At 70.7% G+C, this 17601-nt stretch carries 12 protein-coding genes, 1 tRNA gene and 3 pseudogenes; 6 read left to right on the forward strand and 10 right to left on the reverse strand.

Going from position 1 to position 17601, the window contains the following annotated elements:
- The first annotated feature begins 82 nt into the window (after positions 1-82).
- Positions 83-1300, forward strand: a complete 1218-nt coding sequence (locus AB0M56_RS36995) for an AI-2E family transporter (protein ID WP_364185038.1) — start codon at positions 83-85, stop codon at positions 1298-1300.
- Between the two features lie 8 nt (positions 1301-1308).
- Here the strand turns inward: AB0M56_RS36995 and AB0M56_RS37000 are convergent, their stop codons facing one another.
- The 3 genes from AB0M56_RS37000 to AB0M56_RS37010 all read right to left on the reverse strand — a co-directional run bounded on the left by AB0M56_RS37000 (position 1309) and on the right by AB0M56_RS37010 (position 6954).
- Positions 1309-1770 carry a hypothetical protein gene (locus AB0M56_RS37000; protein ID WP_364185040.1) on the reverse strand — a complete coding sequence of 154 codons (462 nt, stop codon included), beginning with the start codon at positions 1768-1770 and terminating at the stop codon, positions 1309-1311.
- 102 nt (positions 1771-1872) lie between these two features.
- Positions 1873-4281: a LuxR C-terminal-related transcriptional regulator gene (locus tag AB0M56_RS37005; RefSeq protein ID WP_364185042.1), complete on the reverse strand. Its 2409-nt coding sequence runs from the start codon at positions 4279-4281 to the stop codon at positions 1873-1875.
- 111 nt (positions 4282-4392) lie between these two features.
- Positions 4393-6954, reverse strand: coding sequence for a LuxR C-terminal-related transcriptional regulator (locus AB0M56_RS37010; protein ID WP_364185044.1), 2562 nt, complete (start codon positions 6952-6954; stop codon positions 4393-4395).
- Between the two features lie 145 nt (positions 6955-7099).
- Between AB0M56_RS37010 and AB0M56_RS37015 the strand changes: the two genes are divergently transcribed.
- From AB0M56_RS37015 to AB0M56_RS37035, 5 genes and pseudogenes are all read left to right on the forward strand, one after another.
- Positions 7100-7312: a hypothetical protein gene (locus AB0M56_RS37015; protein ID WP_220242519.1), complete on the forward strand. Its 213-nt coding sequence runs from the start codon at positions 7100-7102 to the stop codon at positions 7310-7312.
- 525 nt (positions 7313-7837) lie between these two features.
- Positions 7838-7911 (forward strand) — tRNA-Ile (locus tag AB0M56_RS37020).
- Between the two features lie 176 nt (positions 7912-8087).
- Positions 8088-8204, forward strand: a complete 117-nt coding sequence (locus AB0M56_RS37025; RefSeq protein ID WP_364185114.1) for a hypothetical protein — start codon at positions 8088-8090, stop codon at positions 8202-8204.
- Between the two features lie 68 nt (positions 8205-8272).
- A pseudogene (locus AB0M56_RS37030) lies at positions 8273-8353 on the forward strand (hypothetical protein); the annotation flags it as partial.
- A gap of 38 nt (positions 8354-8391) precedes the next feature.
- Positions 8392-8493 (forward strand): annotated as a pseudogene (locus AB0M56_RS37035) (hypothetical protein); the annotation flags it as partial.
- A gap of 52 nt (positions 8494-8545) precedes the next feature.
- Here the strand turns inward: AB0M56_RS37035 and AB0M56_RS37040 are convergent.
- The 7 genes and pseudogenes from AB0M56_RS37040 to AB0M56_RS37070 all read right to left on the reverse strand — a co-directional run bounded on the left by AB0M56_RS37040 (position 8546) and on the right by AB0M56_RS37070 (position 17539).
- Positions 8546-9697 carry a hypothetical protein gene (locus AB0M56_RS37040; protein WP_364185046.1) on the reverse strand — a complete coding sequence of 384 codons (1152 nt, stop codon included), beginning with the start codon at positions 9695-9697 and terminating at the stop codon, positions 8546-8548.
- A 345-nt stretch (positions 9698-10042) separates the two neighbouring features.
- A pseudogene (locus AB0M56_RS37045) lies at positions 10043-10823 on the reverse strand (transposase family protein).
- A 1350-nt stretch (positions 10824-12173) separates the two neighbouring features.
- The gene (locus AB0M56_RS37050; RefSeq protein ID WP_364185048.1) at positions 12174-12392 is read right to left on the reverse strand and encodes a hypothetical protein; all 219 of its coding nucleotides are present in this window, start codon (positions 12390-12392) and stop codon (positions 12174-12176) included.
- Positions 12389-14236: a hypothetical protein gene (locus AB0M56_RS37055; protein ID WP_364185050.1), complete on the reverse strand. Its 1848-nt coding sequence runs from the start codon at positions 14234-14236 to the stop codon at positions 12389-12391. The genes AB0M56_RS37050 and AB0M56_RS37055 overlap by 4 nt, the downstream gene beginning before the upstream one ends.
- Positions 14233-14586 carry a hypothetical protein gene (locus tag AB0M56_RS37060; protein ID WP_364185052.1) on the reverse strand — a complete coding sequence of 118 codons (354 nt, stop codon included), beginning with the start codon at positions 14584-14586 and terminating at the stop codon, positions 14233-14235. The genes AB0M56_RS37055 and AB0M56_RS37060 overlap by 4 nt, the downstream gene beginning before the upstream one ends.
- Positions 14577-16757: a glycosyltransferase family 2 protein gene (locus tag AB0M56_RS37065; protein ID WP_364185054.1), complete on the reverse strand. Its 2181-nt coding sequence runs from the start codon at positions 16755-16757 to the stop codon at positions 14577-14579. The genes AB0M56_RS37060 and AB0M56_RS37065 overlap by 10 nt, the downstream gene beginning before the upstream one ends.
- Positions 16757-17539 (reverse strand): glycosyltransferase family 2 protein, encoded by a 783-nt coding sequence (locus AB0M56_RS37070; protein WP_364185056.1) that lies wholly within the window; start codon positions 17537-17539, stop codon positions 16757-16759. Before AB0M56_RS37070 ends, AB0M56_RS37065 begins: the two co-directional genes overlap by 1 nt.
- Between the last annotated feature and the right edge of the window lie 62 nt (positions 17540-17601).

Raw genomic sequence — 17601 nt, forward strand, 5'->3', positions numbered from 1 at the left:
CACCGGAGTGACATGGGGGCGTCGCCCGTCGACGCGGGGCACCGCCGCAGCACCCCAACCCGGACGAGGGTGAGGTGGTCTCGTGAAGCTGCGCGGACGAACCGGTGCCACGAAGCGCAAGCGATCCGGCCCTGTGCCCGTCGCGCCGACTTTCCCGCCCGGGAGCATGCTGCCGCGGGTGCTCGTGATCATGGTCGGTGCCGCTTCGGTGGTCATCACGCTGGCCGGCCTCCGGGCGATCGCGTTCATCGTCGGGCCCGTGTTCCTGGCGATGGTCATCGTGGTCACCGCGAGCCCCGTGCAGTCCTGGCTGCGGCGCAAGGGCTGGCCGCGCTGGCTCACGACGGTCGTGCTCGTCACGGTGGTCTACCTGGTGATCGTGAGCCTGGTGTTCGTGGTGATCGTGTCGCTGGCGCAGCTCGCGACGTTGCTGCCGACCTACGCGTCGAAGGCCAGCGAGCTGCTGCAGTCCGCCACCGACAAACTCGCCCAGTTCGGCGTGGGACCGCAGCAGCTGCGGGACATGGTGTCTTCACTGGATCTCGGCAAACTCGCGAACGTCGTCGGCTCTCTGCTCTCCGGCATCGGCGGCGTGCTCACCAACCTCGTGTTCCTGCTGGCGCTGCTGCTGTTCCTCAGCACCGAGGCCACCTGGGCGGACAAGCGGCTGGACGCCATCGACACCGACCGGCCGTGGCTCACCGCCGCGTTCCACCGCTTCGCCGCGGGTACCCGCAGCTACATCCTCGTGACCACCGTGTTCGGCTTCATCGTGGCGGTGCTCGACGGGGCGGCGCTGGCGATCATCGGCATCCCCGTGCCGATCCTGTGGGCGTTGCTGGCGTTCGTCACCAACTACGTCCCCAACGTGGGGTTCGTGCTCGGCGTAATCCCGCCGGCGCTGCTGGGCCTGCTCGACGGCGGCTGGGAGAAGATGGTCGTCGTCGTCGCGGTCTACTGCGCGCTGAACTTCGTGGTGCAGTCGCTCATCCAGCCACGCTTCGTGGGCGGTTCGGTCGGGCTGTCGACGCTGGTGACCGTGCTCTCCCTGGTGTTCTGGACGTGGCTGCTCGGCCCGCTGGGCGCGATCCTCGCCGTGCCGGCGACACTGCTGATCAAGGCGCTGTTCGTGGACATCGACCCGACGGCGGGCTCGGCCGACGCGCTCATCCGCATGGTCGCCAGGGGCCCCGACGGTCCGGCGCCTGGAGAAGAGGCGGCCGAGGAGACCGAAGCACCGGGGAAAACCCGCGCGGACACCGGCGCGGACCCCGCGGAACCGGGGCCCGCACCGGCCTGACCGCCCCGTCAGATCCTCTTCATCTCCTTGCCGTGCACCGCGAGCGCGTAGATCACGAGCACGTCGACGGCGATGATGATGATCGACCACAGCGGGTACGCCGGCAGGAACGCGAGGTTGACGATCGCGCTCAGGCCCGCGAGGACGATGCCGGTGATCTGCGCCGCGCGGTTGCCCATGTACACGCCGACGCCGACGAGGATGAGCAGCGCGCCGAGCGCGAGGTGCACCCAGCCCCACGTGGTGTAGTTGACCGAGACGACGAGACCGGTCTCGTCGACCACGTAGTAGCGGGTGTTGAGCAGTGCGACGAGCCCTTCGATCACCTGGAACGCGCCCAGCAGCATCATCATGGTCGCGGCGAAGGCGACCCAGCCGGTCCAGCCGCTCATTACCGGCTGAGAGTCAGGGTGGCGGCCGGTGGTTCCGCCGGCCTCGGTGTGCGGCGCTCGTGCTCCCGTGTCGGTCATGGTGAGAGTCCTCTCGTGTCCGCGGGATCCGTGCCCGTGCCGGGCTTGCGGAAAGCGTCGGACGCCGGCGCGGGTCCGGCCTCATCTGTCGCGGATGAAGCCTCACGCGAGACCGTGCTCGCGGGCGATGAGCACGGCGTCGCGGCGGTTGGTCACGCCGAGCTTCACGTAGATCGCCCGCACATGGGTCTTGACGGTGTTCACGGACACGGTCAGGTCCGCCGCGATCTCGTCGAGTGAGCGTTGCGACGGCAGCCGCTGCAGCACGACCTGCTCGCGCTCGGTGAGGCGGTCGTCCACGGGGGCGGGGTCGAAGCGGCGCAACCGGTCGCGGACCGAAGCGGCGAAGCCGTCGAGCCGGCCGAAGCCGCCCGAGTGGTCCACGAGCAGGTGCTGCACGGCCGGCTCGGTCAGCGCGAACGGCCGCGCGAAATCACCGCCTGCTGCCAGGTCCAGCGCGTGTTCCAGCGTCCGCAGCGCCTCGGTGCGGCGCCCGGCGCGCAGGGCGAGCGCGGCTTCGATGAGCTCGACGTGGACCGGAGTGGTCGGCAGCAGTGCCGCGCGGCGGGTGCGCGCCGCGGCCGCGGCCTCGTCGAGCCGGCCGGCGGCAAGGTGGGTCCACGCCTGCATGAGGTCCAGCTCGCGCGTGTGGGGGAGGTGGTCGCGGGCCCACAGCAGCACTTCGTTGGCGTGCAAGGGTTCTCCGAGAAACACGGCCGCGTGGTGCTCCAGCACGGCGACGAGCGCGGCCGGGCCGGCGGCGAGCTCGCCGAGGTCGTGGCGGGCGCGGCGCATGGTCTCGAGGCCGTTGCGGCGGTCCTCGCCGTCGAACTGCGCCGCGCCCTCGAGGAACGCGCCCAGCGGCGTGGCCGCGTCGCGCGCGTCGCGGGCGGCGGCCGCCGGGTCGAGCCGCAGCAGGTGGTCGCACGCGAGCACGAGCCGGCCGACGGCCAGCCACGGCGACCGCGGCCAGCCGTGCCGGGCGGCGAGTTCGACGGCTTCCTGGCAGGCCGCGCGGGCGGCGTCCTGGTTGCCGCCGAAGGCGCCGGCCACGGCGAGCGCAGCCAGGCCGTGGAGCACGAGGTAGTCCTGGCCGTCGCCGCGCGCGGTGTCGAGGGCGTCGCGGACGCGCGTGGCGGCGTCGTGCCAGGCGCCGCGGTAGAGCGAGGACCAGGCGCGGTCGAGGTCCGCCCAGGTGCCCGGCTCGGTCGGTCCGGGCCCGTCCGGACGGCGGCCCTCTGCCAGCGCGTGGTGGCGGGCGAGCAGGGGATCGTCGGGCGTTTCGACCGGGTCGCCGCTCTGGATGGCGGCGAGCGTGCGGGCCGCGCGCAGGCCGGGATCGACGTCGTCACCCAGGTGCGCCAGGGTTTCGCGGACGGCATCGTCGTCGCCGGCCAGCAGGCACGGGACGGCGTGGGCGTGGAGGAGGTCGACGATGCCGTCGCGGTCGAGGCCGGCGACGGCGTGTTCGAGGGCTTCACCGATGTGGTCCTCGTTCGCGAACCAGCGCGCGGCCGTGGCGTGCAGCTCGCTCGCGAGGCCGGGGTAGCGCAGATCGAGGTCGGCGCGCAGGTAGGAGCGCAGCAGCGGCTGCACGCGGTAGGAGGCGCTGGGGTCGTCGATGCGCGCGACCAGGAACGTGCGCCGCTCCAGCTCGGCGAGCACCGCGCCCGCGTCTTCGCGCGCGGCCAGCTCGCGGGCCAGCGCGGCCGGCACGGAGTCGCACACGCTGATGCGGCGCAGCAGCTCGGGCGCGCCTTCCGGCAGGCGGGCGAGCACCTCGTCGGCCAGGAACCCGGCCACGGAGCGGTCGTCGCCGTCGAGCTGGGTGAGAAAGGCGTCGACGTCGGCCACGGTCCGCAGCGACACTGCGGCCCAGTGCACGGCGGCGGTCCAGCCCGCCGTGCGTTCGACCAGCCGGCGGACGTCGTCCTCGCCGCAGCGCACGCCCGTGACCCGCAGCAGCTGGGCGGTCTCCGCGGTGGTGAAGCGGAGGTCGTCCGCGCCGATGCGGACGAGGTCGCCCTGCACCTGCAGGCGCGCGAGCTGCAGCCGGGGATCGGCGCGCGCCGAGAGCGCGAGGCGCAGCCCGGCGGGCGGAGTGCGGATGAGCGTGGTCATGTCGTGCAGCGGGCCGGCGGCCACGATTTCCTGGAAGTCGTCGAGCACCAGGCGTGCCGGGGCGGGCAACGCGTCGAGGGCGTCGACGAGCTCGGCGAGGAAATCGGCGCGGCTGTCGCCTTCCGGCGCCGCGACGCTGTGCACCCGGCTGTCGGCGGGCACGGTTTTGTCGAGCGCGCAGAGGATCGCGGACCAGAAGCGGCGCGGGTCGTTGTCCTCCGTGTCGAGCGAGACCCACGCGACGGGGCGGGTCGTGGCCCACTCGGCCAGCAGCGCGGTCTTGCCGAAGCCGGCGGGCGCGCAGACGGCCGTGACGGGGCTGCCGGCGGCCGCGTCGAGGGCGTCGAGCAGTCGTGGGCGCGTCACGAAATCCGGTGGCAGCAAGGGCATTGTCACCTTCGCGCCCGGTACCCGCCACCGGTTGGTCCCCGACCGGCCGACTCCACCCACGCCTTCGACCGTAGGACGTCGCTGTGCCCAGGTAAGGGCCGAACGTCCCAACTAACTGTCCACGAGACCGCGCCGGACGGCCGAGCGCACGGCCTCCCGTCGCGAGCCGACGCCGAGCTTCCGGTACAGAGCCCGAACGTGTGTTTTGACGGTGTTGGGCGACACCATGAGGTCTCCGGCGATCTCGTCGAGCGAGCGGACCGTCGGCAGGAGGCGCAGTACGGTCCGCTCACGCTCGGTGAGCGCGACGGCGTCGGGCTGCCTCCCGCGGACGGCGCGGGCCTGGCGCAGGTCGGTGGTGAAGCGGCGGCCGCCCGGCACGTCGAGCAGCGCCAGGTCGAGCACCTCCGGAGCGGCGGTGACGAGCGGGCGGAGCACGCCGAGCCGTTCGGCCGGGCCGAGCGCCTTCGCGACGGCGCGCCGCGCGCGGGCGTCCTCGCCGCAGCGCAGGGCGATCTCCGCTTCGAGCAGCCAGGCCGTGACCGGCGTCCACGGCAGCACCGGGTCGACCGCGCCGTCGAGCAGCGGACGCAGCAGGTTGCGGGCGTGGCCGTCGCGGCCGAGCACGACCTGCGTGCTCGCGCGGACCAGGAGGATCTCGGCGGCCGAGGGGATCCGTTCGCGCGCCCAGGCCAGCACGTCACGGGCGGTTTCGCCGCGGCCGAGGCGCCTGGCGGCGTCGTGCTCGCACACGGCGGCGAGGGCGACGATGCCGTCGGGCAGGGGAGCGGGGCCCTCGGCGACGCGGGCGTCGTTCATGCGGCGCAGCCCGGCCGAGCGCTGACCGCCGTCGAAGCGCGCGGTTCCTTCGAGCGTCGCCGTCAGCAGCGTGAGGCCGCCGTGGCCGAGGCTTTCGGTGGTGGCGAGCACGCCCGCGACGCGGTCGACCTGGCCCAGGCAGGCGGAGGCATCGGCACGAAGCAGCGCTCCGCAGGCCAGGAGCAGCGAGGTTTTCGCGCCGGCCACGGTCTCGCGCCAGCCGTGGGTTTCGGCAAGCTCGTCGGCGTCGCGGGCGAGGGCGGTCATGGCGCGGAAGTCACCCGTGGCCGCGGCGACGCCGGCCAGCACGGTGAGGCACTGCTGTTCCAGGTGCCCGTGACCGTGTGCGCGAGCGAAGGCCAGCGCCGACTCCACGGGCCGGCGGGCCTCGACGGCGCGGCCCGCGGTGAGCAGCGCCTGGCCGGACTCCAGCAGCGTCATGGCGCTCAGCGCGGAACCCTGCTGGGCGAGGGCGTCGATGTCGCCTTCGAGGGAGCCCGTGGCGTGGGCGAAGCGGGAGTCGACGAGCCCGCGCAGCGCGTGAAGTTCGGGCGAGGGCTCGCGGGGCCACGCGCGTTCGGCGAGCGTGACCTGGGCGCGCGCGGCGCCGGGGCGGGCGGCGTCGAGATGCTCGAGGGCGCCGGTGAGGGCGAGCCACGGGTCGTCGCCGACCACATCGTCGCTGAGCGCGGCGCGAGCCCGGCGCAGTACGTCGTGTTCGCCGGCGAGCAGCAGGTCGAGGGCGTGGCGGCGCAGGAGGTCCGCGACGAGCGCGGCGTCGCCGGCCTCCAGCGCGTGCGACACGGCGTCACCGGCCTGGTGGCGCTCACGCAGCCACTCGGCGGCGCGGCGGTGCAGCGCGGGCACCCGGCGGGGGGTGCGCAGCATGAGGTCGGCGAGCAGGTGGGCGCGCAACAGCGTGTGCAGGCGGTAGATCCGGCGCCCGGCGCCGGCGCGGAACAGCATCGCCGTGCGGTGTTCCAGCCGGGCCAGCAGCTCGCCGGCGTCGGCGCGACCGGAGAGCGCGGTGGCGAGCGAGGCGGAAACTCTTTCGCAGACGCTGATCTCGCGCAGGAACTGACGCTCCTCTTCGGACAGTGGCGCGAGGACCTCGTCGACGAGGTAGGCGCTCACCGTCGGGTCGGTGCCGGTGAACTCCGCGCCGCCCTTGAGGGATTCGGCTGCCAGGCGCAGCCCGCTGGCCCAGCCTTCCGTGCGCGTGACGAGCCGGTCGACTTGTTCCGGACTGATGGTGACGCCTTCGGACGCCAGTAGTGCCGCGGCTTCGTCCGGGCGGAATTGCAGGTGATCGGAGCGCAGGTCGGCGAGCCGGCCGGACAACCGCAGGCGTGCGAGGGGCAGCGGTGGGTCCCAGCGCGTCGACAGCACAAGTCGCAACCCGCGTGGGCGCAGGCGAAGCAGCTGTTCCACGTCGTGCAACGGTTCCGTCGCCACGAGCTCGTGCACGTCGTCGAGGACGAGGCGCAGCGGCGCGGGCAGGGTGTCGAGGGCGTCGACGAGGTCGGCCAGGAAACTCGGGCTGCCCGCGTCGAAGTCGTGCAGGCCGGGCGCCGCCGGGGTGAGCGCGTCGAGGAGACCGGAGCGGAACCGGTGCCCGTCGTTGTCGGCGGCGTCGAGCGAAAGCCAGGCCGCGGAACCGAGTCCGCCGCCGCGCAGCCATTCCGCGAGAACCAACGTCTTGCCCGACCCCGCGGGCGCACACACCATCGTTGCGGCTTCCGGCGCCGCGCGATCGAGCGCCTTCAACAGCCGCGGCCGGGACACGAACCCCTCCGGAAGTTCGGGCACACTCCTCTTGCGCCGCGGCACGCGCGGCTTTTCGTTGTGGGACACCCTCTTCTCCCTCCGACCCGCCGTCACCCACTGTCGCACGCCCACCGCCCGAACACGAGCTCATCCGGCACGGGCGAGGACGCCCACCCGCGCACGCGCGACGGTGGCGGCGAGGGGCGCTCGAAGGGCCAGACGGGAGGCTCAAGTGTCGCAGTCCAGCTATGTGTTCCGCGTCTCCGGCCGCCTGTCCGACCGCGCCGCCCATGCCGTCGTGGACTTCGGCGAGCTGGAAGTCGCCGCGGCCCCACCGGAAACGATCATCTACTGCCACGTCACCGACGAGGAACGTTTGCACCGCTTGCTGAGCCTGTTCCGCGTCCTCGGCCTCGACGTGGTTTCCATGCACCAAGTCCCGTGATTTTCCCGGCGGCACGGCTTTTTCACCCGAGGCGGCGCACGGGTGAGCTTCGCGGGCCCCGACTGACATTCTGTGGCGGAGCGGCGACGTACCGGTTCTGCTCCTCACGAAGGGAGTTCGCCGGGGCAGGCAGAAGAATCGCGGCGGGCGCATCGCCGGCCCTGCTCGGGCGGGCCGCCGAAGCCCAGTGCGTCACGGACGGTCACGTGGTACGCACAGTCACCCGACCAGTGCGGGCGGTGGCAGCTGACCTGGCTGCTTCAGCTCGGCTGTGCACTCAGCGCGGCCGACGCGTCCACCAGCGCCAGCCGAACCATCCACGACCCCGGCGGACGTCGTGCGGCACCCACTGCTCAACCCTCCAGGCCGAGGTCGTGGCGGCGACGTCCCTGCAACCTAACGACGAGTCCCACTCCACGGCACAACGACAACCTGTTCGACCTACTCCACCGGCGCGCCCGCGGCCCTGTGATATTTTGGAGCGAACTGGGGCTCATGTGCTAATGCAAACTGGGCGTCAGCGAGGGGCCGGTAGCTCAGTTGGTTAGAGCAGGGGACTCATAATCCCTTGGCCGTCGGTTCGAGCCCGACCCGGCCCACTTTGCATCTCCCGATCATGCGGTTGACCTGGGGAAAACTCAAGTTGATCTTGAAGGCCTATTGGCGTCTGGCCAACTAGTATTGTGCATGTCACCGATTCCGGCGGGCGGCTGACCATGGACGGCGTGTGCGACCGCTTCCGCGCCTAGCGTGACGTCCCTCCACGGAACTGGGGATCCACGCCCACCAGAACCTCGTTCTCGATGTCGCCAACAGCGTCGTCGCGGTGGAGAACGGCGCGACCCGGGTGGACGCGTCCCCGGCCGGGCAGGGCGCGGGCGCCGGGAACTGACCCCTCGAGCCTTCATCGCGGTCGCCGAGTTGATGGGCCACGAGCACGGCTGCAACCTCTTTCCGCTGATGGACGCTGCCGACGACCTCGTCCGTCCGTTGCAGGATCGAGGGGGCCGCGTGGACCGGGAAACACTCAGCCTCGGCTACGCCGGTGTCTACTCGAGTTTCCTGTGCGCCACGCGGAGGTGGCCGCGACGTGGTACGGCCTCGGCACCCGAGCGATCCTCGTGGAAGTCGGCCGCCGCGGCATGGTCGGCGGCCAAGAAGACATGATCACCGACGTCGCTCTCGACCTTGCGGCCGGCCACCGGGGGGGTGATCTGCTTGCAACGCCGTCGGTCACTCGTCGCTTCGCGCGGTCTGCGTGGGACATTCCCTGCCAGGGGACGTCCGGTCTTCCCGTCGGCGCCGGTTTCGCTCTTGGCGTTCCCGCTCGCGGCGGCTGTAGGTCGCCTTGCGGACGGTCTCCTCGTCCTCCAGGCTCGACCCGAGCGCACCGGCGACGATCCCGACCGAACTGCACAGCCACACCAGGTTCAAGTACGAACCCACGCCGACGGGGTGCCCCAGCGTTTGCGCGAGATAGCCGCTGTCGATCAGGACGACGGCCGCGAGCAGCGCGAGCACGAACAGGATCGCGTACATGCACCCCACCCCGACCGCCAGCGTGGTCGCCGTGGAAACGTTGTATATCAGGGCTTTGCGTCGCTCGATGGCCTCGGAAGGCCGGTCCCACAGGTGGTTGTACACCATCAACCACACCGCCATGACCAGGACGGTGACCACCGTGATCCCCGCCAGCCGCAGTGGGGACAGCGCGGCCGCGAGCTTCCAGAACGAACTGGTGATGACTCCGTAGGCGGCAGTCCCGGCCGCCGCAGCGGTGGCGCCCGCCAGGTGCGGGACGAGCTGCCACGGACGGTTGTCCCGCACCATCCCCGCCATCAGTCGTAGCTGGCCACGCAGCCCGACCAGAGCAAGGTGGGTCGCGGCGGACTGGTGTCCGCCGGACATCCGCTGCGTCGGGGCCAGCGCCTCACGCAACCGTGCCACCGCTCCCCGTCGGCCGTGATCCGCGTCGATTCCGAGCCGCGACACCAGCTGCCGCACCACGCGGATGAGCAACGCCCGTGCCCGGTGACGCACCAGGACGGCGCCGAGCGCGGGCAGCGAGATCATCGCGACTGCGTGCTCGACGTCGATTCCTGCGACGACGGGTTTCGTCCCTGCGCGCCGGGGCAGATCGGTGATCAGGACCAGCAGGTCCCAGCCCTGGTTCTGCCGGTGCTGCTGCGACAACGTGCGCATCGGGATGTCACCGTCTCCGTCCAGCGGCAGCTGCGCCACCTGGTGCTCCACCCGCCACCGCGTCTTCCCGCTCACCCGGGCGGCGAAGATCCCGGGCAGATCGTCGGCGATCGCGGCGATCACCTGCTCCGGTAGCCCTTCGTCGGCCAGTACCCCGACGGCCACCTGGCGTGGTGCGTTCATGTGGTTCACCTCGCTCGTCGGCACCCGCCGGTTTCCCCGGGTGGCACCGGCCAAACCGCCCGGCCCGGCAGCGAGCTCGGCTACCGGCCCTGACAGCGGGTCAGAGCGGAAGAGCCGGATGCCGGGACGTCGCCACGCGGTAGGCCCGTGCCGGTCGCGAGCCCTGCCGCTCCCGGTGCGCCCGCGCGACCAGCACCAGTAGCCACACCACCTCAGCAGATTCCTCGCAAAATCGTCAGGGGCCGAGCGCGCTCGTGACGCCGATCGCCTCATGACCCGCTGGGTGACCTCCGCTAAGGGATGTCTCGTAACTGATCTTGTGGTTGGTGGGACTGGTGTTGCGGATCAGTCTGCGAGGAGGATGTTGTGCAGATGCGCGATGCCGGAGACCGTGTCGTTCAGCGTGCTGGCGGCGCGGCGGTAGTCGCGCAGGATCTTCCAGCACTTCATCCGCGCCAGCGCGTGCTCGACACGGGCCCGGATCTTGCGATGGTCGGCGTTGAGGTCTTCCTGCCAGTCCGCCAGATCGCTGCGGTCACGAGGTTTGCGATAGGGCATGATCACGGCCGGGTTGCCTTGGTAGCCACCGTCGGCCATCACCGAACGCCCCGCCAACTTCTGCTCGATGCCGCAGGCGCCCTAGACGGTGCAGTCGCCTGCGTTGCCCGGATGCGCGTCGCCGGTGGCGATCACCAACCGGGTGTCGGCATCGATCGCGACCTGCACGTTCGCCCGAGTACCGGTAGTTCTTCGACGGTGCTGCCAGCCGGTGATCCCGCGTCGGCACCAGGGTGCCGTCCACGATCGCGATCGCGTCGACCCGCCGTGTGCGGACCGGGCCCAGCGCCAGCAGCGGCCCGATCGTGTCGATCACTCGATGCGCCGCCGAATGCGACACTCCGAACAGCGGCCCGATCTGGCGCATCGTCAGGTTCGTCCGCCAGTACGTCGCGACCAGCAGCACACGATCGGCCAGGTCAAGGCGCCACTGACGACCAGGTCGGCCATCGGCGATCTCGTCACCGCCACGTTTCGCCACGATCCGTACCAACTTGCGGAACTGACCCGGTTCCAACCCCGTGAACGGGGCAATCCACTCCGACCGCAACGCCGAGATCACCTGCACCACACCATGATCAACTATCTAGGCAACCAGACCCACACCGGGTTACGAGACATCCCTTAGAGCAGCGGTCTCTGGTTCGCTCCGACCTGTATCTGTACGGCCTTGAGGAATCTTCGGCTTAGTAGCCAGGGCGTGTCCTCAAAAGCCAGATGAGCAGGGTGGCCAGGTCGAGCCCTTGGTAGGAGATGGCGGTCTTGTTGTCGAACCGGGTGGCGATGGCGCGTGATTGCTTGAGGCGGTCGAAGCCGCGTTCGACGATGTTTCGGCGTTTGCAGGCGACGCGGTCGAAGACCGGTGGGCGGCCACCGGCCTGGCCTCGGCGCAGGCGGTTGGCCTACCGGTCACGGCGTTCGGGGATTGTCACCGGGATGTGCCGTCGGTGCAGGTAGGGACGGATCGCGCGGCTGGAATAGCCCTTGTCCGCCCGCACCCTGCCCGGCCGGGTCGGCGGCCGCGACCCGCCGACAGAGCTCGATTCCGGTTAGGGACCTGGGTGAACATCGTGCAGTCGTTGATGTCACCGCTGTGAGGACCACCGATAGCGGTCGCCCGTGACCGTCGCTGGCGAGTGGATCTTGGTAGTGCGTCCGATGTCATCGGCCGGTCCTGTGGCTTGAGCACGTCGACCATCTTGTCAGCGATCACGAACGGGGTCATAGGACCGGCCGTCATGGACGCGGCGAAGAAGGAACGTGGCGAACTGCATGCTGCAATGCGGTCACCGCAGTCCGATCACCGACGCAGATAAGAACACCCTCGACGACCTGGCAGCCGATCCTAGTGCCGCCCCCGGCTTCGCCTGGTGCAACCGCTGCCAGTCGTGGCACATCCACGAGGCTGTATCGGCTCCAGGAACAGTCGAACGGCAGGAGCGGTAGGTCGTCGACGGCCTGGGCCATCGGCTAGTTATTTCGAATACAAAAATTCTGCAATTCATCGACCCCCATTTGCACCGATGCTGGCCAGACGAGCGAGGCTCGGTGACTTGCTGCACGGCCGGTTGTCACCTGCAGGACTCGCAGCTCGGCGCCACGACTCTGCCGGTGTGGCGGTACGGCTCGATTGCGTCCATCACGGGCGCTCGTGAGTGGCCGTGGGTCGATCTAGTTGCGGCTCAGGCGTCCGGAGACGTCAGCCGCGGGGGCGGAGGCGGTGAAGAATTTTCGCCAGGAGGCCCGGCGTGCGGAAGCGGCGGCACCCGCCAGGCGGACAGAGTGCACATTCGGTTCCGCCGCGCAGATGAGTGTGCGCATCGCGATGGTGACCGCAACGGCACTGGTCGCGCTCTGCGGGGATACTAATGGCGACCCTCCAGAGAGCCTGGGTTGACCGCAAGTATAGCCCACTCGTTCACAGCACCGTGTTGACGACGCGGAACACGACCGCGGCGATGACGAGCGCGGTGACGACCACGCCGGCCCGGTCGAGCCGGCGCACGAGCGGTGTTCGGGCGTGTGGCCTGCCGTGCCTTCCTACGGCCCGTTCCGTCAGCACCGTGCGCGCGAACACGATCGCACCAAATGCGGCTGCCAGCGCAACGGTGAGCAGGGCCAGCAACGCGTCGTTCATCGCCCTTCTCCTCCCGTGTGGGCCAGCAGCCGGCTCCCACCTTCGTCGAATACCACGCGGTACTTCCCGGAGCGGACGAGATCCGCGACGAGTCTGTCGGTCCAGCCGGCGCGGAGCCCGTAGTAGATCTGCCCGTAGTTGTCCTGCGAGGGAATGACCACGAGGTAGTCCGGCGCCGTTTCCTGTACGCAGTCGGTCACCTGGACGTAGCGCGGGCAGGTGTCTTCGATCGAGGTCTGCGACACCACCCCGATCTTGTCGAAGCCCAGCGGTGTGGCGTCGGCGCTGAGGCCACTGATCGTCTGTCCGGGCTTGGCCAGTCGGTAGGCGTCCGCCACCGCGGCGACGTCGCTGCGGGTGTAGCTGAGGTAGGCGTCGCCGCCACCTCGGGCGGTGATCGTCGCCAGGCCCAGCGACGTCAGCACGAGCCCGACGACAACGGGCCCGGCCTGGGGGAACCGGTGAGTCACCCGCGTCGTCGTGGCCAGCGCTCCCGGGGCAGCTCGCGCGCCGAGCGCCGCGTTGAGTCCCCCCGCGGCGAGCAGGGCGGCGAACGGTAGTGCGAACAGGTAGCAGCGGACGAAGACCTCGCCGCCGTAGGACTGGAACACTGCCATCGCCAGTGGAGCGGCCGCGAGCACCACCAGGGGCAGAGAGTGCAGACCCCGGCGGTGCCGCACCCACCACCCGCCGAGCGCCAACGCGCTGACGGCCCCGGTCAGAGCCACGCGCACAATCAGGATGGCCGTCCGTCCCGCGTCGCCGGTGAACCGGCCGGTGATGCCCTGGTCGACCGAGGAAGTCACTTGCCCGATGTCGCCGATCACCATGTGCAGCTGGCCCTGCCAGAAATCCTTGGCGCCCAGGGAGAACCACACCAGCGCGGGTACCAGGACCAGCCACGGTAGCCAGCCTGGCCAGAGCCGCCGGGTCAGCGCCATGACGAGGAGCAGCCCCGCCAGCACGAAAGGAGTCAGCTGGTGAGTGGGTGCGAGCGCCAGGGCGAAGATCAGGATCAGCCCGTGTGCGGCCAAGCGTTCGCGTGGCAGGTTCGTCGGCGGCAGGCGGCGGCCCGGCCGCGACCGCACCGGATGGGCAAGGCCGGGGCGCACCAGGTACCGGACGGTCAGCGCCAGCGCGGCGAGCATGATCAGGTAGCCGGCGGCCTGGGGCGACAGGTAGTCCTGCTCGGTCCACTCGGCCAGCAGGAAGATCCAGGTCGCAAGCCACCCGGCGCGCCCGTTGCCGAAGACTGCGGCGGCGAGTGCTCGCATCCCCAGCACGGCGGCACCGGCGAAGAACGTCGGCGCCCACTGCAGGAGCGGGGACGCGTCCGGTTGGCCGCTCGCCTCGGTCAGGAACGCGGTCAAGGAGAAGAACCCTGGCCACGAGAACCGCGCGTCGTAGCCGTCCAGCGCGTGCCCGTTCTCGGCGATGTAGCGCGCGAAACCTGTGTGCAGCCAGGAAACCGTCAGCCGGGCCGTCTGTTCGGTCGCCGGCTGCAGGCCGTAGACGAGCACCACGCCCAGCGTGGTGACGCACGCCAGCACCCGCGGCCGCGGACGCCGCCGGACCAGTTCGAGCACCACCGCGGCGACGAGTACGGGGTAGGACGCCAGCAGCACCGGCGACAGCACGGTGATCAAACCGGTGCTGCCGAGCTGCGTCGGCAGCACCGGACGCAGCCCCAGCAGCCACAGCAGTGCGGCGAGGAGGGCCAGCAGGGGACTCAGTGCGTCGCGCCACTGCCAGCCGGGACTGCCTGGGACGGAAACCTGCGTCGGCGTTTCGAGGTCGGCTCTGGACCGCCGGAACCCAGGAAATGCCAGGGCAAGTCTCGTCACCGCGCCGCCCCCGCGGCGCGGGGCGCGATGAGCTGCCACAGCAGCGCCAAAAACGTGGCCGCCGCGATCACGACGAACCCCACCGTCGGGTGCCACCAGTGGGTCGAGACCATGACCTGCGCGAGGAGCAACGTCCCCGACACGCCGATCGCGATCGCGGTGATCCACTCCAGGGCGTGGGTGGCGAGGCGCACGTGGACGGCCACCGCCCACCCCGGTGCCAGGAGCACGAACGCGACGTCCAAGTAGAGCCGCACTTCGCTGGTCACGCGAAAGGCAGCCAGCAGCAGCACGGTCGCGGTCAGGCCGAGCAGGACCGCGGCCACCGCTCGCCGCTCGTTCAGGGGCATCGTGACCACCTGGACGGCGCGCGCCAGGCGCTGCGCGCGAGCGCTGCCGGCCCCCACGCCAGGCCGGTAAGCTGCTCCAGCAGCAGCCGCGCACCCGGTCGGGCCGAGCCGCCCTCCCGTGGCGAGGATCGCGCGAGCAGGATCCGGCGGGCACGGCTCGGCACCACCGCAGCGACCGCCCCGGCGTCCCCAGGCCGCTGCAGCAGGTGGCGGACGAACATCGCCGACAACCCGATGCTGTAGGCGTGCAAGCGATCGCGCAGCTCCGCCCATTCCGCGGCGTGCTCGTGCCACGCCACCGCGTGCGGCGTGTAGACGATGGAGCCACCGGCGCGCGCGAGCCGCAGGAACAGTTCGAGGTCTTCGCCGGCGCGGGTGGGAGTACCCGGGCCGAGCAGTGGGTCGAACCCGCCGAGGCCGGCCAGGGTGGAGCGGCGCCAGAGCGCGCAACCGCCGGGACCGAACTGCCCGGGGGTGAACGGGTTCTGCGAGCCGCCGCCGGAGAGGTCCGGACCGAACACCTGGCGGCGCACGCCTCGGCCGAAACCCTTCAGCTGCTCGAACTTCCGCTGGGCCGGAGTGTCCAGTGAGGTCGGCAGAACCAGGCTGGTCGCGCAGTCGACGGCCTCGTCGGCGAGTTCGGCCACCAGGTTGACGAGCCACCACCGGTCGACCTCGATGTCGTCGTCGACGAAGGCGACCAGCGGCCCGCTCGCCTCGGCCAGACCGGTGTTGCGGGCTCGGCTGACACCGGGCTCGGCTTCGGCGAGGTAGCGGGTCCGCGGGTCGCCCGAGGCGAGTTCGACCAGCGCGGCGGCTTCGGCCGCGTGCGGCCTATTGTCGACCAGCAGGACTTCCAGGTCCGGGTAGTCGGTCGCCAGCAACGATTTCACGCACCGGCGAACCGTGTCGGCGCGGTCGGCCGTCGGTACCACGACGCTCACTTTCGGGGTCCACGAGCTCGGTTCGGGCCGCGCCGGTGGAGCGGCGAGGCGAAGGTCCCCGGGGTTCACGCGCCTACCGGTGACGGGCAACCGGAGCAGGTCCACCGTCCAGCGCCCGTCACGCACGAGCACCTGCGCGTCGCGATAGACGATCCCAGGGTTTGCGGGAACCGGCAGTGCCGCCGGCCCGCGGCGTATGTCGAGTTCGGTGACCGCCGTCGCGGGCGCGGTGCCGGCGGCTTCGGCGGCGGCAGGCGCCGGACCGGTTCGTCGCCGCCCCGACTCGCGCAAGTAACCGCCGGCCGTGGCCAGGAGTGCGGTGGCGATCGCGATGATCGCCTTGCCCGCGTTCGCCGGTCGTCCCAGTGCGGCCTGGACCAGCTCGTGTCCCACGGCGGCCGGCAGCACGCGCGCGACATATCGGCGCTCGTCGGCGAGCGCGGGTCCGGTACCGGCCAGCCGGCTCACCGCGGCTTTGGATACCCCTTCGGACCAGCTGCGGCGGCGCAAATAGGACCAGGTCAGCCGGTCCACGCTGACTTGGTGGGTCACGGTCGCGCGCGGTTCGAAGAGGATGCGCGCCCGGGGCAACCGCCGGCGGGCGCGGATGCACAACTCTGTTTCCTCGCATCCGAGGGGAAGCGCGCCCACCCGGCCCACCCGGGTGGAGAAGCCGCCGATCGTGTCGAGCACGGTGCGGCGAAAGGACATGGTGCAGCCCATGACGTTGCGCACCTCGGCGAGCGTGGTGGGCAAGCCGGTGTAGGTGCAGCCCACCACCCAGTCCAGCACTCCAGTGGCCGGAAGCCAGGCGGGACGGCCGGACCCGGCCGCCCACTGTGGACGAGCCGCGCCACCCACAGCGACAACGTCGGGATCCGCGTAGGGCGCCAGCAGGTGTGCCAGCCAGCCGGGCAGCGCTGCGGCGTCGTCGTCGAGGAAGGCGATGACGTCTCCGACGCTGTGGTCGATCCCGGTGTTCCGGGCACCGGACAGGCCGCGCGCGCCTTCGTTGTCGAGAACTCTGATTCCCGACAGTTCGGCGCGGGCGCGGTGCGCGAGGTCCGGGTTGTGGTCGACCACCAGCAGCACTTCCAGCGGAGCCGGGGTTTGCCCGGCGGCTGAGGCAAGCGCGGCGCGGATCGTGTGCCACCGCGCAGTCGTGTAAGCACAGACAACGACCGAAGTCGCCAGTGCGCGCTCGCGGGTTTCCCCCGAAACGGCCATCACGCGATCTCCTGCGCCGTGATGTCGCCGGTACCGGACAGGCCCGATTTCTTCCGAGCTCGGTATCGCCGGTGTTCCGCGAAGATGGTGCGAAGGATCCGGATGCCGTCGGCAAACGTACGCAAGTTGGTCTCGCCGAAGATCCGGGTCCGTTCGAAGCTGGGTACCTCGGCGACCTTCAGCCCCGCTGCGACCACTCGGCAGTTCAGCACGGTCTCGATCTCGAACCCGTCACCCCAGAAGCCTCCCGAGGCGAGGGCGGGCACGGTGGTCGGCGGCAACTTGAGCTGAGGCACGATGTCTCGCCAGAACGCGTTGTAGCCGTAACAGAGATCGGTGAAGCTCGTGTGGTACAGGGCATTGGTCAACCCGTTCAGCGCGGCGTTACCGGCTCGGCGCAACGCGGTGATGTCGTCGCTGCCACCGTGCCGGAGGAACCGGGTCCCCTTCGCGAAGTCGGCGCCCCGAACCAAAGCTTCCACGAAGGCGGGGATCTCCGCCGGGTCGGCTGACCCGTCGGCGTCGAACATCACGACGATGTCCCCGCCGGCGGCCTCGAAACCACACGCCAGTGCGTTTCCTTTTCCGCGCCGGGTCTGCGTCAGCGTCACGATCGAGGGCAGTACCCTGCGCGCGACCTCGACGGTCTGGTCCACCGAATGCCCGTCCACCAGCACAACCTCGTCAACTTCGGGCAGTTCCGGAAGGATCACTTCCAGATTGCGTGCCTCGTTGCGCGCGGGAATCACAATGCTGATCTTCGGATTCGCGCACCGTTCCATCGAACGCTCCTCTTCTCGATTCATTCGGCGCTGATCCATTGCGTTAAGTTACCCAGATTTAA

It is taken from the genome of Amycolatopsis sp. NPDC051372 (genome assembly GCF_040682095.1).
Lineage (GTDB): Bacteria > Actinomycetota > Actinomycetes > Mycobacteriales > Pseudonocardiaceae > Amycolatopsis.